Genomic DNA, 26,567 nt, shown 5'->3' on the forward strand with positions numbered 1-26,567 from the left:
CGTGTATTTATTCATTCCCTCTCATGCAAGTATTCAAATTAATAACCGCCAATCGCCAGACCGTTGTGATTTTAATGTCATTATGTCTAGGCATCATGGGTGTAAAATTAACCGGTTGTCAATCCCCCGCGCTTCCGCAATTAGATTTCACCGGACCAACAATGGGCACCTATTATGCCGTCACGCTTATTGATCCACCAGAGTCGTTAGATGCAACAGTAATACAAACCGCCATTACAACAATTTTGCAAACCGTTATCAATGAAATTTCAACCTATGAACCCAATTCAGAATTATCTCGATTAAATCACAATCCCAGCACTGATTGGCTACCTATTTCTCTCCAGCTTTATACCATATTAGCCGAAGGACAACGATTAGCTGCAATCACCGACGGCGCCTTTGATATTACCATTGGTCCATTAGTCAATCTCTGGGGATTTGGCCCCGATAAACAGACTCGACAAATACCCAATGCAGAGCAGATTGCATTCGCTAAAGCGCGAGTTGGTTGGAAAAAATTAACGCTTCAGCAATCACCACCAATGGTACGCAAAGCGCGTCCAGATGTTTTTATTGATTTATCCGCATTAGGTGAAGGGGTCGGTGCGGATCGGCTTGCTGAATGGTTCAATCAACACGGTATTCAGCATTATCTAATCGCGGTGGCGGGTGCATTAAGAGTACGCGGACATAATGCGCACGGGCAACCCTGGCGCATTGCAATTGAAGCGCCTATTGCTAATCAACGCGATGTTCACCGCATGATTCCTATGACAAATTGTGCAGTAGCGACCTCGGGTGATTATCGCAATTTCTTTGAACAAGCTGGTCAACATTATTCGCATGAAATCAATCCAGTCACCGGTCAACCAGTGAATCGGCGGCTCGGTTCAGTGACCGTAATTGGTGATGTTGGCATGACAGTTGATGGGTGGGCAACGGCATTAATGGTATTAGGTGAGCAACGCGGTTTAGCCATTGCCGAAGCGCAAAAAATAGCGGCTTATTTCATTATTCGTGATGAACAAAATCAGTTACGCGGCCGTGCTACAACTGCATTTAATCAACGGATTGCGCAATAAACATAGCCCCATGTTTCAATCGCTGTTAATACACCTTGCCCTCTCGCTGTAACTCGTTCATTTGGCGTTGTGATAATGGATGACCGAGTGCGGCTGCTTTGGCAATCCACATAATCCCAAGATTATCATCCTGTGGCCGCCCCCGCCCTTCAATAATACAAGTACCCAAAAGATTCATGGCATCAACATGATCGCGTTTAACGGCCAATTCCAACCAATACGCACCATGTTTTGGTTTATCATGGATTAAAAATAGCAGCGCCACTGCCACCTGCGCTGCTGCATTACCACTATCTGCTTGTGCCAATAATGGTAAATCGGTCTTCGTGAGTGGTACACATAAATACGGTTCAATTACACTAAATGGAAATAATGCTCGATTGCTGGTTGGCGGTTGTTTAATCACTTGCTTGCCAAAACGCCGCCAAATAGTGCGTTCACTTAAATCAGTCAGGGTAATAGTTGTGGGGAGACTGAATAATAATAAGTCGGATTGATTCATTGGTATTCACCGCTGTAGCGATTTGTAAATTGGTCATCGTTAACATAGCACACAATACGCTGTTTAATTAATTATCTATTATGTCTGAATCATCTGTCATCCTGCCAATGTGGTGGGGAAATCGCATTGAATCTATTCAACAATACATTGGTGCCGCGAATGGTGATTGCCGTCCACAATGGCCATTGGAATTGTTTTTAGAAGTCAGTAATGTGTGTGATTTGCGCTGTGCCATGTGTCCAACCTTTTCTGGTTTAAGTCCCAGTCGGTTTTTTTCCATTAAAGAACAAGAACGCGGGTTTCTGGATTTTGCCACGTTAAAAAATCAATTAGACGCCATTTTGCAACGCGCTTTAATTGTGCATTGTTTTAGTTACGGTGAACCAACATTACACCCGCATTTTAATGAGATTTTAGAACAACTAAGCCACTATCGTGTGTTAATTGATTTTTTCACGAATGGAATGCACTTAAATACTGCGCTCTGTGAACAATTAGTTCAGTGTCATGTCTTTGCCATCACGGTGAGTTTTTCTGGTGCAAATAAAGCGGATTATGAAAGCATTTATTTGGAGAGTGATTTTGACCAGGTGTTAAATGGATTACGTCAATTAACTGATGTAAAACGCGCTCATAATAGCGCCTATCCCAGAATAGAAATTAACTCACTGGCATTTGAACATCATGTCCAAAACCTGCCGGACTTTGTTGATTTAATGGCCAGTTGCGGCGCTGAAATCATTCATTTAAAAACTTTACAAACCTTTGAAACGACAAAAGAATTACGCGGGCATTGTTCAATATTTCGCCACTGGATTGATGGGCAATTTATTCAATCTGCACAGGAACATGCTAAACAACATGGCATCATTTTATCGTGTGAACAGTATTTACGCACTGCTGTTAACGATGAGACGAGTTGGCAACAAAAACGCGGTGATGTGACCGCCACTTTGCCATTAAATCAATTAGCCAATCACGCCCAACAGATTGAACCAACCCGCCCGCCTATTGGTTATCAAACACCGCCAACGGTGAATTGCATGACGCTGTCACCGACTGAACTGGCAGCCGTATTGCGCTTTGAACCGTTAATCAACAGCAGCGATCAAACTGCGCCGTTTTATTGTTTTGAACCATTCAAAACCATGTATATTCGGCGCAGCGGTGATATTAAACCCTGTTGTTTTGCACAAGATCAAACCGCGCCGACGCTGGGACAATTAAATACCAATAGCGCGGTTGCGATTTGGAATGGTGCGCCCTGGCAGGCAATACGCGATGGAATTATACAACAGCGTTATCCGCAAGCATTATGCGAAATCTGTTTGCGCGATCAATACGGGCCGCGTCAACAGGTTATTCCCGATCAATTACAACAATACCAACGTTGGTTATCCCAAACTTGGCAAATTGAATTACCTTTCATAATACCAAACACCACTTTACCAAATCATAAAATTGTGCAATGTTGGCAGCGCACAACGGATGAACAAACATTATTAGCAACCATTCGCCGTTTAACCCCGTTTGGCGTATCTAAACACTGGTTGACTGGTCATTTAGATGGCTTAAATCATTATTATTTGCATGGCTGGTTATATTCGCCACAGACGCCTAAATTACGCCTCCGCGTGACGGTGAATGTTAATGGTCAAATGTGGAAAACGCTTATTGCCGACCAATTACGCGAGGATGTCAAAGCTGCCGGGCATGGCGATGGTCAATATGGTTTTGGCATCTTAATACCCGATTGGCCGAGCGGTACTTTAATTGAAGTCTATCTTGCTGATACACCATGGTTATTAGGACGAATTGAAACCACAACCGCAACCGATACGCAAAACAACGCACCGTCTTCAATTGTACCAGTTGACTTACTGGGCGATCCTCTTTTATTCCCAGTTGAATTACCCACCGGTCATGAGTCAGAATGCAGTCATAATACTTCAGCGCCACCGCAGGCGCTGTTATTACCCTATGATGCCGGTATTTACGAACAAGAAATTTTGCGCTATTTTCATCAATCACCATCAGACCTTGCCGCCGAAATCACAGCACTGGTTAATTCAGGTGCTATTCTAAATAGACCGCTAGTGGTAATTGCGTTTACGAATCGCAGCGGGTCAAATTTATTAGCTGAATCATTAGCGGCAACGGGATTAGTCACCTGTGCTGAAGAGGCGCTTAATTTGTCTCAGGTAATTAATACTTGTGACGATTTACACTTGACTCAATTGGGGGACTATTTTGTTAAACTGCATCATACTGAACCTGAAACGCCGGCGCTGGCGATTAAGTTAAGTTGGGATCAATTATATTTTTTAACGCACATTGGAGTGTTACCGTATTTATGGCCAGATGTGCGATTTATGTGGATGATGCGAGCGGATTTATTAGCACAGTCATTATCACTGTGCGTGGCGCGGCAAATGCAGTGTTGGAAAGGTGCTTATCCAACGGTATTATTAAATCAACATCTTGCCACGCTCACGGCGGCCGATTTAATTGCTCCATTAAATGAGATTACCGAAGCACACCGTCAATTTTGGCGTTGGTTTGCAGTTTATGGCATTGAGCCGGTAATCGTGGAATACAACGAATTAACCGCGGCGCCAATGGTTGAGACGCGACGGGTATTGACTGAATTAAATCTGTTGCCGAACGGGTGGCAATGGCAATTTGATGCGACGCGCATTCAAATCATTAAACAGCGCACACCTGCAATGGAGCAGTGTTTATTAAGATTGCGTCAACAACTGCAATTATTTCCCGAACTGCATCATTATTAACAATTAAGCTCCGCTATGGATGAATGAATGGCTTGCATGTTCGCTATATTTACGTTAGTATAACGCCGTCACATTTGGTAGCAAACCCCCATGCCCTATTCACTTGCAAATGATCTAGCCGCCGGTGCAGCGCTGCGGTTTGATTTGAAACAACAGCGTTTTGCTGGTCATGGCCGAATTGAATTATTACGGCGCATTGGTGAGACGGGTTCAATCTCACAAGCGGCAAAAGCAATGAACATGTCGTATAAACAGGCATGGGATGCGGTGGATGCAATGAATAATTTAGCCGCCGAACCATTAGTACAGCGGCAGGCGGGTGGACGGCACGGCGGCGGCACGACATTAACACCCGCTGGGCAACAATTGATTACCATTTATGAAGCAGCCGAAGCGGTGCATCGGCGTTTTTTAATACAACTTAGTCAACAATTGCACGATGTCGCGCAATTTAATCAATTATTAGGAGTGATGCACATGAAAGTCAGTGCGCGCAATTATTTACGCGGCGTGGTCACGGCAATTAAAACCGGCCCCGTCAATGCCGAAGTCACGCTTGATTTGAATGGTACGCCATTAGTGGCGATCATTACGCAAGAGAGCGTTGAATCATTAGGTTTGACCATTGGTAGTGAAGCGTTTGCGTTAATTAAAGCGTCATTTGTCATTTTAACGACAGCCGACGGTGGATTGAAAACTTCAGCGCGTAATCGGTTATGCGGGACGGTTGAACGCATTAACACCGGGGCAATTAACTCAGAAGTAGTTTTAGCACTCGATGGCGGTGCTCGTTTAACTGCGATTATTACTAATGACAGCGCAGTTGAATTAGCTTTGACGGTCGGCAAGCGAGCGTGTGCGTTAATTAAAGCGCCACATGTTATTTTAGCGGTACAGGATTAACCATTGCCATGTTAGCAGTGACGCATTGCGTATTAGATGATGCCGCATTACAGCATTTGTTAATAGAAGATGTGCCCTATGGTGATTTAACCACTGAGGCGCTCGCTATTAGTGAACGGGCGGCGCGTATTCAATTCACAGCGCGGGATGCGATGACGGTGTGCGGTACGGAGGAGGCGCGGCGGTTGTGTGAATTGTGTGGCGCGACCGCAACATTGCACACGCCATCGGGTCAGGTCGCGCCGCCGGGGACGCTGTTACTCACGGCTGACGGCACTGTGGCGGCGGTGCATCATGTGTGGAAAACAGCACAGACGTTGCTGGAATGGTGCGCGGGCGTGGCGACGCGGGCGGCGGCGATCCAAACGGCGGCGATTTGCGGGCATCCTGACGCCATCGTCGCCGTAACGCGCAAAAATGTGCCGGGTGTGCGGCAGTTGGCGGTTAAGGCGTGTCGCGCTGGTGGCGCGGTGATGCACCGCTGCGGCTTGTCAGAAACGGTGCTGATTTTCGCCGAACATCGCCAATTTTTGGGCGATGAGTCGCCAAATACCACGCTGGCGCGGTTGCGGCGGCAGTGCCCCGAAAAGCGCATTGTGGTCGAGGTCAATACGCCCGCCGAGGCGCTGCAATGGGCAAATGCGGACGTGTTGCAATTGGAGAAATTCACGCCGGCGGCGGTCGCGGAAGTTGTTGATTTAACGGCACAATTGAATACGTCGCCATTGATTGCAGCCGCCGGTGGTATTCATGCCGATAATGCCGCTGATTACGCTCGGGCGGGCGCTCGGTTATTAGTGACCAGTGCGCCGCATATTGCACCACCGCGTGATGTGCAGGTACGTTTTCATTGCGCATGATAATTCGTTTTTCATTGCCCGCATGAGTGGGTTTTGTTTTGACAGGCGCTCTATCTTTTTTAACATAACGGAGTTCAACCATGCGTTTTTTGTTTGCCGTGTTATTTGTATTTTCCACTGCCGCGCAGGCTGAAACCATTCAAGTTGCGGTCGCGGCCAATTTCACCGCCCCGATGAATCGTATTATTGAAAACTTCACTCGCGCCACCGGTCATACGGTGAAAACTGCATTTGGTGCGACGGGTAAGTTTTATGCGCAAATTAAAAACGGTGCGCCGTTTGACATTTTATTAGCGGCAGATAATGAAACCCCCGCGAAACTCGAGGCTGAAGAATTAACGCAAGCCGGCTCGCGCTTTACTTATGCGATTGGCACGTTGGTTTTGTGGAGTGCAGATGCGACGTTCATTACCGATGGCGCTGAGGTATTAAACCGTAATCAGTTTAATAAATTGGCCATTGCCAATCCGAAAACCGCACCCTATGGCGCGGCGGCATTGCAAGTTATGAAGCAATTGCAAGTGGAGCAATTATTAGCGCCCAAATTGGTGCAGGGCGAAAGCATCACGCAAGCCTATCAATTCATTAGCAGTGGTAATGCTGAATTGGGGTTTATTGCATTGTCGCAGGTATTCAAAGAGGGTAAGGTTGCTAATGGTTCCGCGTGGATTGTACCTGCCGAATTGCATAATCCTATTCGGCAAGATGCGGTGATTCTCAAACACGGCAAAGATAATGCGGCGGCAATGGCGTTAATGGAATATTTGCAAAGTGAATCAGCGCGTGCCATTATTCGGGAATATGGGTATCAGTTTTAATCAATTGAATGACACTCCGTCCAGCGTTGTGTTATTTCATGGAGCAATGACTAATGTCAAATAAAGCATTTTATGATATGTTTTGAAGCGTTGATAGGTAACAACGCAATTTAGGATCAAAAAATGCCAATCCCTGAAATTTCAAAAGCTAATGTTCTCGCCGCACTTAAAAAGATAGATCAAGAAGGTGTGCCTAATAACCGACACTCAACTCGGTACTGCCTAGTGTATAGCGGTCACCGCTATCCTCCTAAATATGTAGTTTCATTAGCTGTACACGATGCTACTGGAACAGAACTTGATTCTAGCCAATTCAGTGGTGGAGTAGAAACAAATTCACTATTGCAAAATTTAGGATTCTCTATTGTCAATATCAGGTATGCTAATGATAAGGTTGATGCACATTCCACAGAATACCAGAATTCATTGATAGGCCGAATTGTAGTTGACTGGCAGCCTAATAATACGTCCGCTGCACAAGCGATACTACTTGATTTGCTTAAAAATCACTGGCAGCAAGGTTTGCATCTCAAATTTCTTATTACGCAAGGTGGTTTCGTCAAAATTTTATTTCCTTCTACATGGCATGGGCTGGAATTCAAATGAAAATGATCTGGAAACTTTGAAAACACATGCCCAAAAAGCACTTGCTAAAACGCTAACAGAAGAAGTGCGCAAAGCAGCTAAAGGAAAAATAGATGTTTTGACTATTGGAATTGATCTTATCGCTAATGATGAGAGTGAGAGACACGCAGAACTCGTAGCGGTATGTGAACTTGCCAGTGGATACGTCTTCTGGACAGGCAAGTCGTATCCAACGGGCGCTCAGGAGCGCCATCTCATTCAGGTGGTCGATCTTAAAACTCACTTGCTTAAGATCGCTGGTGAACAAGTATTTGTTCTTGGTTGCCATGATCTCAATATGTTTAGCCCACGAGGTCGCGCAAATCAGAAAACAAAGGGGCGTAGGTGGCAACGCTGCGAAGAAACGATAACGCTCGCAAAGCAATTCCAACCAACAATCGTTTTACAGCATCCACATAGCACTGACTCTCCCAACATTTGGCGTACAGCATGGGCTGGGCTTATACAAGAATTGCCCGACGTGAAGGCTTGGGCATCAGGTATTGCTTATCACCATTGGGATGACCAGCAAGAACCGCGTGGCTCTCTTGATGAAGTGCTAATTGCGACTCAAGGCGGAATGCAGACGGTTGATTTTATAGTGAGTTAAAGATAATACCTTTGATCGTTCCCTCGCTCCAGCGTGGGAACGCGCTATTGTGTTATTTCATGGAGCAATGACCAATGTCAAATACTGCCTTGATTGAACATTACTCCGTTGATGTTTACCGTCAATGGGAAGGTGATTGGGAATTGATTCGCGGGATGCCGGTGGCAATGGCACCATCGCCCGGCATTGCACATCAGCACACCAGCGGCCGCTTATTTGCACAATTTGATCGCGCTTTAGCGAATTGTTCTCAATGCACGGTGCTGTATGAAATTGACGTAGAGTTTGCCGCTGATACCGTCATCCGCCCGGATGTGATTATTATTTGTTTTAATCCCGAAGGCGACCGCATTGTGCGCGCTCCAACGTTAATTGCCGAAGTCGTGTCACCGAGTACGGTGCGCCGCGATGAACAGACTAAATTTCAATTATACCGCGATGAAGGTGTGAGTTATTATTTATTACTCTATCCGCAACTTGCGAAAATGAAAGTGTATCGGTTAATTGACGGGGATTATCGCAAAGTGGGTGATTTTCACCGCGAAACCTGCCCAATTGAATTACCGCACTGCACGATTGAATTGGATTGTGGACAATTGTGGCCGCACCGCCCAACTGACGCGAATTGATCGTTCCCACGCTCCAGCGCGGGAACGCGCCCTGAATAAAACCATTGCCCGATACTGCTGGAGTCAATCCCCATGTTATTAACCGCAGATGATCTGCAAGCGATTGGTTTAACCCTACGGTTGGCCGGCATTGTCACCCTGATTTTATTAATCATCGGCACCCCAATTGCGTGGTGGTTAGCGCGTACTCATCATTGGTTAAAAGGGCCAATTGGCGCAGTAGTCGCATTACCATTAGTGTTGCCGCCATCCGTATTAGGGTTTTATTTATTATTAGCAATGGGTCCGCACGGATTCATTGGTCAATTCACACAAATGCTCAACATCGGTTTATTGCCCTTCACCTTTTGGGGATTAGTGATTGCCTCGGTGTTTTATTCGCTCCCCTTTATGGTACAACCATTACAAACCGCTTTTGAAACCATTGGCGAACGCCCGCTTGAAGTCGCCGCGACATTACGCGCTTCACCATTAGATGCGTTTTTCACCGTCGTCGTGCCATTAGCATTGCCAGGTTTTCTAACCGCAATGATTCTGACCTTCGCGCATACCGTCGGTGAATTCGGCGTGGTATTAATGATTGGCGGCAATTTACCCGAAGAAACCCGCGTCGTATCGGTGCAAATCTACGATCATGTTGAAGCAATGGAATACGCCGACGCGCACCGGTTATCTGCTGTCATGTTGTTATTTTCATTTATGGTATTGCTGGTCTTATACGCCTGGCGCCCGAATAATAAAAAAGTAGCCGCGATATGAGCAATGCTATTCACGCCCGTTTTGCGCTTCAATACCCCGAGTTTGCATTAAACGTTGATCTCGAATTACCCGGCCGCGGCGTCACGGCATTATTCGGTCATTCGGGTTCGGGTAAAACAACTCTTTTGCGGTTAATTGCCGGATTACAGCGCGTCACCAATGGTTATCTCGCGGTCAATGGTCAAGTGTGGCAAGACGATCAATTATTCATGCCCACGCACCGCCGCCCGCTCGGTTATGTGTTTCAAGAGGCAAGTTTATTTCCCCATTTAACGGCGCGGGAGAATGTGCGCTATGGAATGAAACGCGCCGGGCGAGTAATGAATCAATCCGCATTAAATGACACGGTGGAATTACTCGGTATTGCGCAATTACTCGACCGCCGCCCGCATCAATTATCTGGTGGTGAACGCCAGCGCGTGGCCATTGCGCGGGCATTAGCTTTACATCCCGCCGTTTTATTAATGGATGAGCCGCTCGCCGCATTAGATTTACAGCGCAAACAAGAGATTCTGCCGTATTTAGAACGCCTGCACACGGCGCTAGATATTCCCGTTTTATATGTCAGTCATTCACCAGATGAGGTGGCACGATTAGCCGATACGGTGGTGTTATTAGAACGGGGGCAGGTGCGCGCCGTCGGTTCGGTCATAGAATTATTTAGTCGGTTGGATTTAACTTTTGCACAAGATCAAGACGCCAGCGCCATTCTGACCGGTACTATTCTTAATCACGATGCGCAATACGGTTTAACCCGCATTGGATTGAATGGCGGCGGGCGGTTAATGGTGACGCAATTAACGCAATCAATTGGTGAGGCGGTGCGGGTGCGCGTTCACGCCCGCGATGTGAGCCTGGCATTAGATGAACCTGGTACGTCGAGCATTGTGAATATCCTGCCGGCGCGGGTGATTGAATTGCGCGAAGTCGAACCCGCGCATGTTTTAATTCAATTGGAAATCAGTGCGAGTGAACAGCAGCGCTTGCTGGCGCGGATTACCCGCTATTCGTGCGAGCGATTAAACGTGCGCAGTGGGCAGGCGGTATTTGCGCAAGTCAAAGCAGTGGCGTTAATGGATTGATGGCCGAATGACCAAATGATCGGGCGATTAAAACCATTAAACAGATAACCGCTGTTCTAATTGGTCAAGTAATGCCGCCGCCTGTTGAATTAACTGTTCTAAATGTGACAGCCACGCATTATCCCAGCATAAATAACAACTGGTCTGCGTTTCTAATACCAACCGCCGCGCTGTCATTAACTCAGAGGTCAAATCGGGCAATTGCGCGGCGCCGCGTCCAATTAACCCCCAATAGCGTTGACTTAATCCGTTAATAATGACCGCAATTTGTTGTTGATGCGGCGTGACATCCCAGTTACTAAACTCAAACCGCGCTTGATGGCTCAAATCCCACGCACTCGCCCGCACCCGCGCCGAGCAACTCGGGCGCTGCCAGCCAAGATATTCACTCAGCAACACCGGCCGCAGCGGGTAATGACTACTGCGCACCCGTTCCATGTACGGTGCAAAGTAGAAGCCAAAAAATCCCGCGTGTTCATGCAGTTGCCGAAACCAGCCGCCATTTTCGCCCGCGCACCAGGTGCTAATCAGGCGCGGTTCGTGCGGCCGCGGGGAGGCTGCCACGCGCTCACGCACTTCGTGTTCCAACCACGTCGGGTCTAGCCCGCTCTGTTGGGCATCCGACAACGCCCGATCACACGGCACGATGCTGACGCAATAACCGTCGTGACAAGCGCGATACGGGCGGAATGGATCAATTACGCCATCTTGCGGATGAACATAGGTGTCATCCACCACGACATAATCATAACCGGCCTGTACCAGCGCGGGAATCATGTCCATTGAAAATGCCATTTCAGGTGGAAAGAAACCCCGCGGCTGGCGACCAAAAGTGGCGGTCATCATGTCGCGTCCGGCGGTTAATTGTTCATTCCAATCGGCGGGTGGAATGGCGGGAAAAATCGGATGAAAATAGCCCGTGCCTAATAATTCAATATTGGGATTATCGCGGTAATCGGCTAATAACTGTGGCAAATCAACTAAATGGCGGTAGCGATCAATAATGTCCGGTGAGCGTAATTGTTCTAATAAGACACCGGAAAAACCAACATGCAAACGTGCCACATCACCGTAGTATTGCACAAAGCGCAATGGGCGTTGATAACAGCGAATAATCTGTTCAGCTTCCCAGGGATTCTCATCAATTAAACGGCGTAAATTCCCGGCCGGTTGGTGCATTTGCAACCCCAACGCATGAAAAAAGGTATCGCCGTTCATGTTTATTTCAATTAAATACAATACAAGGACATTGCACACCACGTCCTGCGTGGTAAATAAAACGCGCAGGTGCCGCCAGTTGGCTTATCTAGTTTAATCATGGCGATCACAACTACACGCATTAAATACACCCATTGTCAGAGTGGAATTCACGATGTGGGTCACAGTTTGGTGAGTAGTTAACAAAATCATGGTGTCAAATATTATGAGTGGAAATAATATCATTCTCTGTGCCGCGCTGCTTTTAATTGTACACGGCAATTATCCACGCGGTTGGGCGAATTGACTGCACCGATAACCCGATACAGTGCCGAATAACGCGGCCAGTGCGGCAATTAAAAATGTGGCCGGCGCGCCCCAAACTGTCCAAATCAATCCGGCAATTAAACTGCCCGCCGCGCCGCCAATGCCAAAGCCAATACTGTTGTATAGTGCTTGCCCACGGCCTTGTGTACGGCCGGGGAAATAATGATGGACTAAATCAATTGCCGCCGCATGAAAAGCGCCAAAGGTGGCGGCATGAAAGGTTTGCACGATGATTTGAATGATCGGCGAATCAATCATTAAAGCAATCGCGCTCCAGCGCACCGTTGCTAATAATAAACTGGTGAGCATGATCGGCCAGGCGCCGAAACGTTCTAATAACCAGTGCATCCGCATGAATACGACCACTTCGACCATCACGCCTAATGCCCATAATACACCAATTGTGCTGGTGTCATAACCGGCGTCCGTCAATGCAATCGAATAAAAGGTGTAATAGCTGCCGTGACTGAATTGCATCAGTGCGCAGGTGAGTAAAAACCAGCGAATCTCACGGCGGGCGAGTAATTGCCGTAGCGATGGCGTGGGCAAATGCAGGGCGGCGGCCGCGCAATCGGGAACTAATAAGGTGCTGATCCAGACGCCAATAAATAATAGCAAAACAACCGCAGGAATGATGTCAATGCTCCAAATGGAGATGCTCGGTCCCAGTGCAATGACAAATGTAATGAAACCAATTGAACCCCATACGCGCAATTGGGCGTAACGATTGCTGTTTTTGCCTAAATGATTGAGGGCGACGGCGTCGAATTGCGGTAATGACGCATTCCAAAATAATCCAAAGGTGAACATGGTCATTGCAATTGCAAATGGCGTGGCAACCCAATAGATAATGCTAAAGGTGAGGGCGGCAAATAAGGCAGCAATTTGTACCCAAAACATGCGCCGGCCGTAATGGTCGGTAATCCAGCCCCAGAGTAATGGTGCAATGATTTTGGTGGCAGTTAAAATGGCCATTAAACCGCCAATGGCGGCCGCGGAAATGCCGCGTTCCTGTAAATACAGTCCCCAAAATGGAATTAACGCGCCCAATGCCGCGAAATAAAAAAAGTAATAACTGGATAATCGCTGGTACAGCGTCATGTTAATGACTGTTTAAATAAAATTGCATAGGATTAACTCAACTCACGATGACGCACGATCACTCGATGCCCTTGTGCGGTGAATTGATGACGCAAGGCTTCGACCATATACACCGAGCGGTGTTGACCACCGGTGCAACCAATGGCAATGGTTAAATAACTGCGCCCGTCTTGTTCAAATGCCGGCAGCCAACGAGTGAAGAATTGCATAATATCATCGCGCATTTGAATGACTTGGGCGCTCTGTTCTAAAAAATAAATCACCGGCGCGTCTAATCCAGTGAGGGTGCGCAATTCCGCTTGCCAATGTGGATTGGGTAAACAGCGCACGTCAAATACAAAATCGAATGATTCGGGGACGCCGTGTTTAAAACCAAATGATTGTAATAAAATGGAGGTGTTAAGATGCGCGCAATTACCCAAACAACTGCGAATTAAATCGCGCAGTTCGTGTAAATTGGTGTGCGTGGTATCAATTTGAGTGTGGGCGATTTGGCGCAGTGGGTCTAATAACTCGCGCTCATATTCAATCGCTTCAGCTAACGAACGTTCATTGCGCGTGAGCGGATGTTTGCGCCGTGTTTCACTAAAGCGGCGAATGAGTGTTTCGGTGTGTGCGTCAAGAAATAGAATATGCGGGCTAATATGATGGGCGGAGAGCGCGTGTAATGCGGCGGGTAATTGGTGTAAATGTTCAGGTTGACTACGCGCATCAATTCCAATGGCGGTACCAGGTGATTCAGTTGGCGCTGTGCTGAATTGTTGTTGTAAGCCGAGGGCTAATTGACTGAGTAAAAACAGGGGTAAGTTGTCAATACAGGTGTAGCCAATATCTTCCAGCGTGTGCAATGCAACCGTTTTGCCAGCGCCGGATAATCCGCTGACGATAATTAATTCCATAATTGCAGTTACGCTTTGAGTGGCGATAATGAGGCGAGGATGGTGTCGAATGGACTGGGGGGATTGACTAATTCACCTTGACCAAATGCAGGTACGCTGGCCGCGGCTACGGCGCGGGCTTGGCGTTCAATAAAATCAATACCGGCGTCATAGCCACGAATGCGCAAAATTTGACTGCGCACGGCGGTTTCTAATAAGACGGCTAAATTGCGGCCGGGGGCGACGGGAATAGTAATTTCGGGAATGGCCACGCCCAGAATTGAGCGTGCTGATAAACTGCCGCGCAGGCGATCCATATTGACTAATTCATCGCTGGTAAAGGTGCGCATATTCACGACTAAGTTTAATACGTCATTATCGCGCACCGCGCCTTCACCGAACATGGCGCGAATGTTTAATACGCCCAAGCCGCGTACTTCGAGAAAATCGCGCAATACCGGTGGGCAGCGCCCTTCTAACATTTCTGGGGCGATGCGGGCGAATTCGGGGGCGTCGTCGGCAATTAACCGGTGGCCGCGGGCGATTAATTCCAGCGCCAGCTCGCTTTTGCCGATGCCGGAATCGCCGACTAGCAACACGCCCACGCCGAGGACTTCCAAAAACACGCCGTGAATGGTGAGGCGTTCGGCGAAGGCGTGGGTGAGAAAATATTGCAGCCGATCAACGAGATCGTAGTCTTTCAGCGGTGATGACAGCAGCGGGATGTCGTACTTGGCTGACCAGTCGTAAAAACACTGATCTGGTGTGAGATGTTCGGCAAAAATCACCGCCGCCGGGCGGGCGTCAAACAGGCGGGCGATGATGTCGGCGCAGGCGAGTTGACTGAGGTCGCGCAGGTGCGCCATTTCTGCCTGCCCCAGTACTTGAATGCGGTTGGGGTGAATGCAGTTGAGTGAGCCGACTAGACTGTGGCGCGGCCCGTCGTCGCTGCTGTTGATGCGCAACGCCACCGCTTGTTTGGGAATTGCGGTCAGCCAGCGCAGTTGTAGCTGCGGGCCGATCTGCTCAACTAGCGTTTGTAACGAGTTGAGCGCAGTCACAGCGGCGGCTCGCAGGTCAGCAGCGTCAGCAGGGTGTCGGGATTCGTGGTGCGCCGCAACAACGTTCGCCGTTCGGCATCGCTAAATAACATCGCCAGCCCGGCCAATTGGCGCACGTGCTGATCACTGTCGTCATCGGGGGCGAGTAACGCGAAGGCTAAATCTACCGGCTGCCCATCGATGGCGTTAAACGGGATCGGCTCGCGCAATTGCACAAAAGCGCCGATTTCGTGGGTCAATTCGGCCACGCGGGCGTGGGGCAGCGCGACGCCGTGACCGATGCCGGTACTGCCGAGGCGTTCGCGTTCAATTAACCGCTCAAAAATGCCCGCGTCACACAGCTGTGGATGCGCACTGGTGAGCAGCTCCGCCAGCACCTCCAGCAAACGTTTTTTGCTCGTGATTGCTGCTGCGACACGAATGCGCTGCGCCGTAATCATGGTGGAGTTTTAAACCTTAATGATGTGGAATAACTTGCCATTGTGCGGGGCGATGGAGTGAATGGTACAGGACGCCGGCGCCGTGATGAGTCGGGCGGCGCCGGGGCTTTTAATACTGGTAAAAGGATGGCGATTCACCAGCGGGGATTGAAAATGGAACAATTCAATTGGCTAAGGATTCATCATCTGAATCGCTTTCCGTCACGCCCTTACCGCCGCGATAACTTTGACGTTTCTCTTTGTATTTAATGACTTGGCGGTCGAGTTTATCCACCAAGCCGTCAATGGCGGCATACATGTCTTCATGCACCGCATCCGCAAACACACTCGTGCCATTGATCAACAGCGTCGCCTCGGCCTTTTGCCGCAACTTTTCAACGCTGAGAATGACGTGGGCATTAATCACATGGTCAAGATGCCGCTCCAGCCGTGCGAATTTCGTGTCAACATAGCCACGCAATGGCTCGGTAATGTCAACATGATGCCCCGTTAAATTAATCTGCATGGTGTTTATTACTCCTCAGTTGATTAAACAACCTGTGTGGTCGCGTGAATAGAAAACATTAAACATTAAAGGAGACGTTTGCGTTCATTTGACGGTGGAATGCCCATCGCCTCGCGGTATTTGGCCACCGTACGGCGGGCGACCTGAATCCCCTGATGTGACAATAGATTGACAATTTTGCTATCACTCAGCGGTTTATTGGCGACTTCGGTGGCGACTAATTTGCGAATCAACGCCCGAATGGCGGTGGATGAGCATTCGCCGCCCGAGGTGGTGCTGACATAACTGGAAAAGAAATACTTAAACTCGAACATGCCACGCGGCGTGTGCATGTATTTTTGCGTCGTCACCCGCGATACGGTCGATTCATGCAATTCCAATGCCTCGGCCACGTCGCGCAGCACCAGCGGCCGCATCGCCTCTTCACCCAATTCAAAAAACGCCTGTTGTAATTCAACAATTTTAATCGCCACGCGCAGCACCGTATCATTGCGGCTGGTCAAACTTTTAATAAACCAGCGCGCCTCCTGCAAATGCGCTTTTAAGCAAGTGTTGTCTGCGGCTTGATCAGACCGCCGAATCAATTTGGCATAATCGGCATTGACCCGCAGCCGCGGCGCGGTTTCGGGATTCAATTCCACTTTCCACCGCCCCGCCTGTTTGCGCACCAACACGTCGGGAATGACATATTCGGCGCGCACGTCGCTAATCAGTGACCCGGGGCGCGGGTTGAGTGAACGAATTAACGTCAGCGCCGCCGCCAGTTCTTCATCCGTAATTCGCAACAGCCGCCGCAGTTCATCCAAATCATTCCGCGCCAGCGCATCAAAGTGTTCCGCGCAAATCTGCCGCGCCGTCTCACCCGCTGACGAATCGGCCGCAGCGTGGTAGCGCAATTGCAATGTTAAACATTCGCGCAAATCCCGCGCCCCCACACCGGCGGGGTCAAATGATTGCACCAGTTGCAACACCGCCTCGATGTCGGCCAATTCCAACGCCGCGTCGTCAATGATGCCGGCCACGTCGGCCAAATCCAGCCGCAAATAGCCGTTAGCATCAATCGCGTCCACCAGCGCCTCGGCAATCGCCCGATCATGCGGGTTAATGCGGGCGAGGTTGAGTTGCCAATCCAGATGATCGTGCAGCGTTTGCGGGCGGGCGTGTTGCGCAAATGGATCGTAGTCATCATCCGCCCCGCTGCCTGAATGTGACGAGGCCGGCAGGTAACTGTCAAACGTATCACTCCAGTCGCTGTCGAGCGGTAGATTATCCGGGATGCGTTCCAGCTCCGGATGCAGCTCGTTGTCCACTCGCGCATCATCACCGTTCCAGTTGTCCTCCGCCGTCACTTCAGATGACGACGAACTGGTGAAGGCATCTAATGTGTCGTGACGCGGCTCGGTGCTGTCGGCGGCGGCTGGGTAATCAGTCTCGGCGGCATCATCCTCGGCCACCTCCAGCATTAAATTGGATTCCAGCGCCTCTTGGATTTCATATTGCAGTTCTAACGTGGACAACTGTAGCAGCTTGATCGCCTGCTGTAGCTGCGGCGTCATTGTCAACTGTTGACCAAGACGTAATTGCAGAGTTTGCTTCATCGCACCGGACAACTCAGGAAAACAGACATTGGTGGGGATTTTAGCCGATAACGCAGTGGCTGGTTAGTTGAGGCGTGACCTAGCGGCATCACAGGCGGAAATGCTCACCCAAATACACGGCACGCACTTGCGCGTTGGCGAGTAACTGCGCGGGAGTCCCTTCGGCAATCACCCGCCCGCCGTTGAGAATATACGCCCGGTCGCAGATGTCGAGCGTTTCGCGCACGTTGTGATCGGTAATTAGCACACCAATTGCCCGATCGCGCAAGTGGCGAATGATGGTCTTGATGTCGCCAACCGCAATCGGGTCAACGCCGGCAAAGGGTTCGTCCAGTAACATCGCCTTGGGTTCCACCGCCAGCGCTCGGGCAATTTCCAGCCGCCGCCGTTCGCCACCCGACAAACTCAGCGCCAGCGCCTGGGCGACATGACTGATGCCCAACTCGTCGAGTAACGCCGCGCACCGCTCGCGTTGCTGCACCCGGGTCAGATCGCGCCGCATTTCCAATACCGCCAACACATTTTGTTGCGCCGTCAATTTGCGAAACACCGACGCTTCCTGTGCCAAGTAACTTAATCCACGTCGAGCGCGGGCGTGCATCGGCTGCACACTCAAGTCTTCATCGCCCAGCAAAATGCGCCCAGCGTCGGCGGCAATTAACCCGACAATTAAATAAAAACTGGTCGTTTTACCCGCACCGTTGGGGCCGAGTAACCCGACGATTTCACCAGCGGCAACCGTCAAGCTGACATCGTCCACCACGCGGCGACGGCGGTAGCTTTTGACCAAACCGGTGGCGGTGAGTGTCAGCGGCGCGGCGGTAGTCATGCGATAGTCATTTGGCACTGGTGCGCGACTTGGGCGCTGGTTGAGCTGCCGCTGGCGATTTCTCCGCCGCCGGGTGAATACTAATTTTGACCCGCGCCCGCCCTTGCGCACTGCCGCCCGCCCGCACCTGCTTGGTGACGCGGTTATAAATAATGCGGTCGCTGCTAAACCGATCCTGCCCCTGCGTCAGCACCGCTTTATCAATCAAAGTCAATTCATCCCGATCCGCATCGTATTCCATCCGCAGCGCTTGACCATGCACCTCGTTGGTCTCGCCATCCATCCGCTGGCGATACCGCGCCGGCTGACCCGTCGCCACGATGTGCTGCGGCTGGCGATTAGCGCGGTGACGCACCACGACCTCGGCGGCAAAAATGCGCAAACTGCCCTGTTGAATTTCGACGTTACCCAAATAACGACTCGAGGCGTGCGGCTCATCAAGCTCGACCGCGTCCGCTTCAATGAACAGCGGCTGTTGCGCATCAGTTTCTAATGCGAGTGCTGGCGCGGTGATGAATAAACTCGTTAATAACAGCGCAATTAACATCAGGTCGTAGCCGCCGGTCAAGGTGAATGGATGAATGAACATTGGCAGTGCATATTGTTAATATCAAGAGTGACGCAGTTCAGCGTACTGCAATTCAAATTTTAACGGATTGATTTTTTCAAGGGTTGAGTGCGTTTTCGCGCTGGCACATCCGATATTACCAATTGCGTACGCACTCGCCCAAATAACTTTGCCCGCTGCTCATCACCAAACCACACTTGCATTCCGCGCTCGGCAGTCATTCGATTATCGCCGCTATCAAGCGCAACAAAATGCCGCGTTTCTGCATACTGGATGTCGGTAAAAATCACAATTGCGCTCGTTTTAATTGAAAGCGCCGGGGTATCTGCCGTCGCCGCCCGCTCTGCCACCACACCGCCGCCTAAATGTGTTTGGGTGCCATCCGCATTGATTTTCCCGACGGCGGCAGTCACTTGCCAGGGCGGTTCAATTGCATTACGCCGCAACCAAACAATGGGATTATCTAATTCAGAACGACCATCAACTGCATAATGACGCAATTGATCGGTTTTTAAACGCCGCTGCGGCTGACCATTCGCATCCATCACGACCGCTTGAATCATATCAACCGTGTAATCTGGTTGATTAACATCAGATAACCCTGAACGCGAGTCAATAGATTGGGTGGACAGATACCACCAGGCCGCGGCGCCAATCACACCCAATATGATTGTCAACCATAACTGCCGCCGTTCGAGTGTGACACGCATGATTAATGATAGTTAATAATCATTGTATCACGCCGCCGACATGGGATTTAAATAAGACGCAAATAACGTATCCAAATGACCCTGCGCCCGCAGAATTAACTCGCACACCTCGCGCACCGCCCCGCGCCCGCCCGGGGCATGGGTTTGCCAATGAACATGCTCGCGTACCAATGGATGCGCATCAGCAACTGCAATCGCCAATCCCACCCGACACAGAATTGGTAAATCCACTACATCATCACCAACATAGGCGACCTGTTCATCATTCAAATGCAATTGATCGCGCAATTGAAAATAGGCCGGCAATTTATCACGCTGCCCTTGATAAACATGAACGATACCTAAACTTTCCATACGCAAGCGCACCACTTGTGATTGACGCCCGGTAATGACCGCTAATTCCACGCCGCTCTCTCGCAGCATCACAATGCCGTGACCATCGCGGGAATGAAAGGCCTTGTATTCCTGACCATCATCACCGAGGAATAAACTGCCATCAGTGAGAACACCGTCAACATCAAAAACCACTAAACGGATTGCTTTAGCACGTTCAAACGCATCTTGCACGGACGTGATGACCTCGTGTTAGTTGGGAGCAGTGAATGTAATGCGTTGGGTAATTAAAATTAAAGCGAAATTGGGGGGTTATTATTTTGGCAGAACAGCTTTCATTAAAACAGCGTATCAAGCAATAAGGTAATTATCGTCAGAATGACGACCGAACCAAAACCATTGAATATCATTTGGCGCGTCACGACCAGCCGGGCGATAGTGCATTGGACAATTAAAATTAAATCAAGCGTTATCAATTCACCATGATTTTCCAACATTGGGTAGTGTACGATACGGCAATATTTCATTGATGACATTGCCGAAATCAATACACTACCGCCAAATCTAAACTAGAATTAACGTCTTACCCCAGGCGAAAAACTATAGCTATCCAGGATGTTGACATAATTCGCCCGCGCAAATTCGGCCGGATTAGGAATAGACAACGCACTCATGCGTCCGCGCACATCACTAATGGACTCAAATCCATGCTCCTGCATCCAAGTCATTAAATGCTTATGAATTTGCGTCAAGCGTCCGGCGCCATGTTTTAATAATGCACTGCACAAATGCACCACATCCGCGCCCGCTAATAATAATTTAATCGCGTCCTCCGGCGTATGAATCCCGCCCGTTGCACCTAATGATAAACCACCATTACGCCCATAAAGAATCGCAATCCAGCGCATGGCTAATAAGGCTTCGGCTGAAGTGGATGGATGCAAACTGGGTTGTAAACGCAGGCTGTCAATATTAATATCAGGTTGATAAAACCGATTAAATAATGACACGCCGCTTGCCCCAGCATTCGCTAATTGATGTACCATGTGACCAATTGAGCTAAAGGTTGGTGAGAGCTTCATGTTAATTGGCAAGTTAATTTGCTCTTTTAAGCTACGCAACACGTCTAAATAACGCGCTTCCACCTCCGTACCGCTTTGATTAATATCAGCAGCGATGTAATAAACATTTAATTCCAATGCATCGGCGCCAGCCTGTTCTAATTCTTTAGCATGTTCCACCCAACCGCCGGGGGTAACGCCATTCAAACTGGCAATGACGGGAATGCCCAGTCCTTCTTTTAAGCGCCGCACACCGTCCAGATATTGATCTAAACCGGTGCTGAAATCATGCCAATTGGGAATGAATCCGTCGGCTTCAGCAAACCCGGTTTCTTGATGATGAAGAAAGCGCGCCATCATTTCAGATTCGGCCGTGATCGCCTCTTCAAATAGTGAATACATGATGATGGCGGAAGCCCCAGCATCTTCTAATTCTTTTGCCGTATCCACACTTTTTGATAATGGCGACGCCGATGGCACGAATGGATTAGCGAGGGTTAAACCCAAATAAGAGGTGGTTAAATCCATAATAGACTCCAGACAATAGGATCAAGGCAGTAGGCAATTGAGGTGACATCACCAGTCCGCCATGTTTAATGCACAAAACGCAATGACAATGCGCCGGACGGTGATGACATTTACGCCGCCGCATCATTCAAACACGGCGACACGATTCAATTCAGCTACTCGGTTTTATCACCCGCTTTAGCAGCTTTTTGCACTGCCAAATGTGCGAGTTGTTCATAGAGACTGAATTTGGTTTCAATATGCCGTTGTGCCAATTGCAAAAAGCGTTCGGCCGCCTCCGGATGGGTGCGTGTTAAAACATTAAACCGGGTTTCGGTATTAATGAAATCCCGATACGCAATGCTCGGCGCTTTACTATCAATGTGCAATGGATTTTCACCCACCGCTGTTTTGCGTGGATCATACCTGAATAGCGCCCAATGACCCGAATTAACCGCCATATCTTGTTGCCGCAAGTTATTTGATAAATCCACGCCGTGTGCAATACAGGGCGAATAACAAATAATCAATGACGGTCCATCATAGGATTCAGCTTCTAAAAAGGCGCGCACCACTTGCACATCTTTTGCACCAAAAGCCACTTGCGCGACATAGACATTTTCATAGGCCATGGCCATCATCGCCAAGTCTTTTTTGAATGTCGGCTTACCACCCGCTGCGAATTTAGCCACCGCACCTAATGGTGTTGCTTTTGAATTCTGCCCACCGGTATTGGAATAGACCTCGGTGTCTAAAACCAATAAATTGATATTACGCCCGGTGGATAAGACATGATCTAAACCACCATAGCCGATGTCATAGGCCCAGCCATCGCCACCAATAATCCAGACGCTGCGCTTGACTAATTGCTCACACACGCCTTCTAAAATACGCGCCTGTGGGTTATCAATTCCGCGCAATTGGGTTTTTAATGCGGCAACGCGCTCGCGCTGGGCATAAATCCCCGTCTCAGTGCTTTGATCGGCAGTGAGTAATTCATTCGCTAAATCGCCACCAATTTTATCGGCTAATACCGCGACTAATTCCCGCGCCTGCTCGGCTTGTTTATCCACCGCTAACCGCAAGCCCAAGCCAAATTCGGCATTATCTTCAAATAACGAATTATTCCAACTCGGGCCGCGGCCGTCGGGATTTTTCGTATAGGGTGTGGTGGGTAAATTGCCGCCGTAAATAGATGAACAGCCCGTCGCATTCGCAATTAACATGCGGTCGCCAAATAATTGCGTCGCCAATTTGACATAGGGTGTTTCACCGCAACCCACACACGCGCCAGAGAATTCAAATAGCGGCTGCATCATCATTGCGTGTTTAATTTTGGTCGCATCCAATTTGGTACGATCATATTCGGGCAGTGTGAGAAAGAACGCCCAATTCGGTTGTTCAATCGCATGGCGTTGTTCAGCGGGTACTAAATTGAGTGCTTTACGATTCGGATCATTACGATCACGAATTGGACAGGCTTCAACGCATAATCCACAACCGGTGCAATCATCTGGCGCCACTTGATAGGTCACATGATAGCCAGCAGGGAAATCTTTTCCTTTAATTGGCACATGTTGAAACTCATTTGGCGCATTCACTAATGCAGAATCTGGATAGACTTTAGCACGAATAGCGGCATGCGGACACACCAATGGACACTTGCCGCATTGGGTGCATAATTCATCTTCCCATTTCGGCAGTGCTAATGCCAAATTGCGCTTTTCATAATGCGTGGTACCAGTGGGCCAGGTGCCGTCTGGTGGCATTAAACTGACGGGCAATTGATTCCCTTTGCCGCCCATTAAGGTTGCGGTGACGCGCTGAATAAACTCCGGTGCATTAGCCGGGACTAATGGCGGGTAATCAAAACTGCTGGTCACTTGAGTGGGCAGGGTGACTTGATTTAAGCCGGCGAGCGTCGCATCAATTGCGGCGTAATTGCGATCTAATAACCGTTGACCTTTTTTGCCATAAGTTTTTTTAACCGCTTCTTTAATCCGCATAATGGCTTCATCTTTCGGCAAGATGCCCGAAATGGCAAAGAAGCACGTTTGCATAATGGTATTGATGCGCCGACCCATATCGGTTTTGGCAGCAATATCATAGGCATCAATCACATAAAACTGGATGTGTTTATCAATCATTCGCTGCTGCATACTGCGCGGCAGTTCATTCCACACTTGATCCAGTGGCGTGGCGGTATTTAATAAAAAGGTCGCGCCGGGTTGCGCTTTTTCCAGCATGTCATAGCGCGTAATAAAGGTTGGCTGATGACAGGCGACAAAGCTGGCTTCATTCTCACCAATCAAATAAGTGCTGTTAATTGGCTGCGGACCAAAACGCAAATGGGAAATGGTCATAGCGCCAGCTTTTTTCGAGTCATACTCGAAATACCCTTGCCCATAGTTTGGCGTTTCTTCGGCAATAATCTTAATAGAGTTCTTATTTGCCGACACCGTGCCATCTGATCCTAAGCCATAGAAGACGCAGGCATTAACACCGCGCACCCCATCGGGACGGAAACTGGCATCCCACTCCAAATTAGAGTGTGTGACATCATCAATGATGCCAACGGTGAATTGATTTTTTGGCTTGGGTTTATTTAATTCATCAAAGATGCCCTTGACCATGCCGGGCGTGAATTCTTTAGATGACAACCCATAGCGGCCGCCAATGACACGCGGCATCTGAGCTAATTGACCATCACTGGCCGCTGTGGCGCAAGCGGTAATGACATCTTTATACAACGGCTCGCCGTCAGCACCGGGTTCTTTCGTGCGATCTAATACCGCAATGGTGCGCACGGTATTGGGTAATGCGTTAATTAATAAATCGGCAGCGAATGGGCGGAATAAACGTACTTTCATCATGCCGACGCGCTCGCCGTGCGCCACTAAATGTTCAACGGCTTCCTGCGCGGCGCCAATACCTGATCCCATTAATAGAATGACGCGCTCGGCATCCGCTGCGCCGACGTATTCAAATACGCCGTATTGCCGCCCAGTTAATTGCGCGAATTGATCCATGCGCGCTTGCACAATGGCGGGGACTTTGGCATAAAACGGATTAACTGTTTCGCGTCCCTGGAAATACACATCGGGGTTTTGCGAAGTGCCGCGTAATACCGGATGATCGGGATTCATCCCGCGTAACCGATGCGCCTTGACTAATTCTTCATCAATCATGGTGCGAATGGTTTCGACCGGTAGTTTAGCAATCTTGGCGACTTCGTGACTGGTACGGAAGCCATCAAAAAAGTGCAAAAATGGAATACGCGATTCTAATGTTGCCGCCTGTGAAATCAATGCAAAATCCATTGCTTCTTGTACGGATGCGGAACATAACATCGCATAACCTGTGCCACGACAGGCCATGACATCGGCATGATCGCCGAAAATAGATAGGGCTTGGGCGGCTAATGAACGTGCCGTCACATGTAATACCGTCGGTGTCAATTCACCGGCGATCTTATACATGTTGGGGATCATTAATAATAACCCTTGTGAGGCAGTGAAGGTGGTCGCTAATGACCCGCCTTGTAATGCACCGTGAATGGCACCGGCGGCGCCGGCTTCACTCTGCATTTCTACCACGTCGGGAATAGTTCCCCACAGGTTTTTAATTCCTAACGAGGTCCATTCATCCGACCATTCGCCCATTGGCGAGGCTGGAGTAATTGGATAGATAGCGATGACTTCATTAGTCATGTGGGCGACATACGCGGCGGCTTCATTACCGTCGAGCGTCACCATCTGTAATTGCGGTTGTGACATGCGATTCTTCTCAAAATGCAATGTTGAAATGCGCCAATTGCGGCAGGGCAATTAGCGACAGGCACGGAGGCGGCGGGAATCACCGACACTAAATCATGCTGGGATTGCGGATACTCAATCAAACTCAAGCACGATGCGGGTTAAAAATCGGTGAGCGCCGCAGCGCCCCTGTGAACGCCGGCTAATATAGCCTGATCTGATGACATTTGCGCAATTCGTGTTGATCCTAACAACAAGAAAATTGATAAATATTTGGTAACGTATTGTTTTCAAATAGTTAACAGCAGAACACTAGCGGGTTCTGTTGTAAAATTACATGAGTGCAGTAAGCACCGCACCGCGACGAGTTGAACTTGAGACGTAAGCAATTGATTTGGATGATGATATGTTGAAAAGTAGGGTGATCAAATTCAATTCAACCCGCACAGTGGCGGCAGTCATTTTAATAAAAACTAGCAATGCGCTGCATAAAAAGTTAGACTAGGGTTCATTTATCAACGAGGTTAATGACCATGCACATCACTAATATCATTATTGCTGGACTCGGCGGTCAAGGCGTGATTACTGCTTCCGATATGTTAGCTGACGCCGCATTTCGCGCTGGATTTGACGTTAAAAAAAGCGAATTACATGGAATGAGTCAACGGGGTGGTTCTGTCACGTCAGACGTGCGTTTTGGCGATAAAATCTTAAGCCCGATGGTACCCTTTGGCGAAGCGGATGTTTTATTAGTATTAGAAGAAACACAAGTTGAACTTAATCGCCCGTGTTTGCGTAATGGTGGCGTTTTGTTAACCCCCGATTGTATTGCACCTGGGGTATTAAAAAATAAAAAAAGTCTTAATGTCGCCATGCTCGGTTGCTTATCGGTCGTATTAGATATTCCCAAAGCACACTGGTTAGATGCGGTTCACGCACATTTAGCTGAAAAATTGCACCGGTTGAATGACGAGGCCTTTGCAGTAGGCCGCCACGCCACAACCAGTTAAATGGTTTTTAGGAGACTTTATTA

Annotated in this window: 25 protein-coding genes; 11 read left to right on the top strand and 14 right to left on the bottom strand. The window is 48.9% G+C overall.

Annotated features, from left to right (window positions below; translation table 11 throughout):
- The first annotated feature begins 23 nt into the window (after positions 1-23).
- Complete coding sequence (locus HUK38_RS07180) at positions 24-1,085, top strand: FAD:protein FMN transferase (protein WP_238787513.1); 1,062 nt, start codon at positions 24-26, stop codon at positions 1,083-1,085.
- A gap of 25 nt (positions 1,086-1,110) precedes the next feature.
- Here HUK38_RS07180 and HUK38_RS07185 read toward each other — a convergent pair whose 3' ends face one another.
- Positions 1,111-1,587: a tetratricopeptide repeat protein gene (locus HUK38_RS07185; RefSeq protein ID WP_182583640.1), complete on the bottom strand. Its 477-nt coding sequence runs from the start codon at positions 1,585-1,587 to the stop codon at positions 1,111-1,113.
- A gap of 80 nt (positions 1,588-1,667) precedes the next feature.
- Here HUK38_RS07185 and HUK38_RS07190 point away from each other — a divergent pair, with 80 nt between their 5' ends.
- The 9 genes from HUK38_RS07190 to modC all read left to right on the top strand — a co-directional run bounded on the left by HUK38_RS07190 (position 1,668) and on the right by modC (position 10,664).
- A complete protein-coding gene (locus HUK38_RS07190) occupies positions 1,668-4,379 on the top strand; it encodes a Stf0 family sulfotransferase (RefSeq protein ID WP_182583641.1) in 2,712 nt (903 codons plus the stop codon).
- A 90-nt stretch (positions 4,380-4,469) separates the two neighbouring features.
- Positions 4,470-5,282: a TOBE domain-containing protein gene (locus HUK38_RS07195; protein WP_182583642.1), complete on the top strand. Its 813-nt coding sequence runs from the start codon at positions 4,470-4,472 to the stop codon at positions 5,280-5,282.
- An 8-nt stretch (positions 5,283-5,290) separates the two neighbouring features.
- Positions 5,291-6,142 carry a ModD protein gene (gene modD, locus HUK38_RS07200; RefSeq protein WP_182583643.1) on the top strand — a complete coding sequence of 284 codons (852 nt, stop codon included), beginning with the start codon at positions 5,291-5,293 and terminating at the stop codon, positions 6,140-6,142.
- 80 nt (positions 6,143-6,222) lie between these two features.
- Positions 6,223-6,960, top strand: coding sequence for a molybdate ABC transporter substrate-binding protein (gene modA / locus HUK38_RS07205; RefSeq protein ID WP_182583644.1), 738 nt, complete (start codon positions 6,223-6,225; stop codon positions 6,958-6,960).
- A gap of 123 nt (positions 6,961-7,083) precedes the next feature.
- The gene (locus HUK38_RS07210) at positions 7,084-7,566 is read left to right on the top strand and encodes a ScoMcrA-related endonuclease (protein WP_182583645.1); all 483 of its coding nucleotides are present in this window, start codon (positions 7,084-7,086) and stop codon (positions 7,564-7,566) included.
- Complete coding sequence (locus tag HUK38_RS07215; protein WP_182583646.1) at positions 7,547-8,194, top strand: hypothetical protein; 648 nt, start codon at positions 7,547-7,549, stop codon at positions 8,192-8,194. Before HUK38_RS07210 ends, HUK38_RS07215 begins: the two co-directional genes overlap by 20 nt.
- Positions 8,195-8,268: 74 nt before the next feature.
- Positions 8,269-8,823, top strand: a complete 555-nt coding sequence (locus HUK38_RS07220; RefSeq protein WP_182583647.1) for a Uma2 family endonuclease — start codon at positions 8,269-8,271, stop codon at positions 8,821-8,823.
- 72 nt (positions 8,824-8,895) lie between these two features.
- The gene (modB, locus tag HUK38_RS07225; protein WP_182583648.1) at positions 8,896-9,582 is read left to right on the top strand and encodes a molybdate ABC transporter permease subunit; all 687 of its coding nucleotides are present in this window, start codon (positions 8,896-8,898) and stop codon (positions 9,580-9,582) included.
- Positions 9,579-10,664, top strand: a complete 1,086-nt coding sequence (gene modC / locus HUK38_RS07230) for a molybdenum ABC transporter ATP-binding protein (protein WP_182583649.1) — start codon at positions 9,579-9,581, stop codon at positions 10,662-10,664. Before modB ends, modC begins: the two co-directional genes overlap by 4 nt.
- Positions 10,665-10,700: 36 nt before the next feature.
- Here the strand turns inward: modC and HUK38_RS07235 are convergent, their stop codons facing one another.
- The 13 genes from HUK38_RS07235 to nifJ all read right to left on the bottom strand — a co-directional run bounded on the left by HUK38_RS07235 (position 10,701) and on the right by nifJ (position 25,555).
- Positions 10,701-11,882 carry a polysaccharide deacetylase family protein gene (locus HUK38_RS07235; RefSeq protein WP_182583650.1) on the bottom strand — a complete coding sequence of 394 codons (1,182 nt, stop codon included), beginning with the start codon at positions 11,880-11,882 and terminating at the stop codon, positions 10,701-10,703.
- Between the two features lie 261 nt (positions 11,883-12,143).
- Positions 12,144-13,289 carry an MFS transporter gene (locus HUK38_RS07240; RefSeq protein ID WP_182583651.1) on the bottom strand — a complete coding sequence of 382 codons (1,146 nt, stop codon included), beginning with the start codon at positions 13,287-13,289 and terminating at the stop codon, positions 12,144-12,146.
- Between the two features lie 32 nt (positions 13,290-13,321).
- Positions 13,322-14,188, bottom strand: coding sequence for an RNase adapter RapZ (gene rapZ / locus HUK38_RS07245; protein WP_182583652.1), 867 nt, complete (start codon positions 14,186-14,188; stop codon positions 13,322-13,324).
- Between the two features lie 8 nt (positions 14,189-14,196).
- The gene (hprK, locus tag HUK38_RS07250; protein WP_182583653.1) at positions 14,197-15,228 is read right to left on the bottom strand and encodes an HPr(Ser) kinase/phosphatase; all 1,032 of its coding nucleotides are present in this window, start codon (positions 15,226-15,228) and stop codon (positions 14,197-14,199) included.
- Entirely contained in the window at positions 15,225-15,668 is a 444-nt protein-coding gene (locus tag HUK38_RS07255) for a PTS sugar transporter subunit IIA (protein ID WP_182583654.1), read from the bottom strand. The genes hprK and HUK38_RS07255 overlap by 4 nt, the downstream gene beginning before the upstream one ends.
- 163 nt (positions 15,669-15,831) lie before the next feature.
- Positions 15,832-16,173 (bottom strand): ribosome hibernation-promoting factor, HPF/YfiA family, encoded by a 342-nt coding sequence (gene hpf, locus HUK38_RS07260; RefSeq protein WP_182583655.1) that lies wholly within the window; start codon positions 16,171-16,173, stop codon positions 15,832-15,834.
- A 65-nt stretch (positions 16,174-16,238) separates the two neighbouring features.
- A complete protein-coding gene (locus tag HUK38_RS07265; protein WP_182583656.1) occupies positions 16,239-17,771 on the bottom strand; it encodes an RNA polymerase factor sigma-54 in 1,533 nt (510 codons plus the stop codon).
- Between the two features lie 88 nt (positions 17,772-17,859).
- Positions 17,860-18,600 (bottom strand): LPS export ABC transporter ATP-binding protein, encoded by a 741-nt coding sequence (lptB, locus tag HUK38_RS07270; RefSeq protein ID WP_182583657.1) that lies wholly within the window; start codon positions 18,598-18,600, stop codon positions 17,860-17,862.
- Between the two features lie 7 nt (positions 18,601-18,607).
- The gene (lptA, locus tag HUK38_RS07275; protein ID WP_182583658.1) at positions 18,608-19,189 is read right to left on the bottom strand and encodes a lipopolysaccharide transport periplasmic protein LptA; all 582 of its coding nucleotides are present in this window, start codon (positions 19,187-19,189) and stop codon (positions 18,608-18,610) included.
- Positions 19,190-19,248: 59 nt separating this feature from the next.
- A complete protein-coding gene (gene lptC, locus HUK38_RS07280; RefSeq protein WP_182583659.1) occupies positions 19,249-19,878 on the bottom strand; it encodes an LPS export ABC transporter periplasmic protein LptC in 630 nt (209 codons plus the stop codon).
- A gap of 27 nt (positions 19,879-19,905) precedes the next feature.
- The gene (gene kdsC / locus HUK38_RS07285; RefSeq protein ID WP_182583660.1) at positions 19,906-20,445 is read right to left on the bottom strand and encodes a 3-deoxy-manno-octulosonate-8-phosphatase KdsC; all 540 of its coding nucleotides are present in this window, start codon (positions 20,443-20,445) and stop codon (positions 19,906-19,908) included.
- Positions 20,446-20,786: 341 nt separating this feature from the next.
- Positions 20,787-21,800, bottom strand: coding sequence for a dihydroorotate dehydrogenase-like protein (locus HUK38_RS07290; protein WP_182583661.1), 1,014 nt, complete (start codon positions 21,798-21,800; stop codon positions 20,787-20,789).
- A 155-nt stretch (positions 21,801-21,955) separates the two neighbouring features.
- Positions 21,956-25,555 carry a pyruvate:ferredoxin (flavodoxin) oxidoreductase gene (gene nifJ, locus HUK38_RS07295; RefSeq protein WP_238787514.1) on the bottom strand — a complete coding sequence of 1,200 codons (3,600 nt, stop codon included), beginning with the start codon at positions 25,553-25,555 and terminating at the stop codon, positions 21,956-21,958.
- Between the two features lie 512 nt (positions 25,556-26,067).
- On the opposite strand from nifJ, the gene HUK38_RS07300 reads away from it, so the two are divergent.
- A complete protein-coding gene (locus HUK38_RS07300) occupies positions 26,068-26,544 on the top strand; it encodes a 2-oxoacid:acceptor oxidoreductase family protein (RefSeq protein WP_182583662.1) in 477 nt (158 codons plus the stop codon).
- Positions 26,545-26,567 lie beyond the last annotated feature (23 nt).

The organism is Thiospirillum jenense (genome assembly GCF_014145225.1).
Taxonomy (GTDB): Bacteria; Pseudomonadota; Gammaproteobacteria; order Chromatiales; family Chromatiaceae; genus Thiospirillum; species Thiospirillum jenense.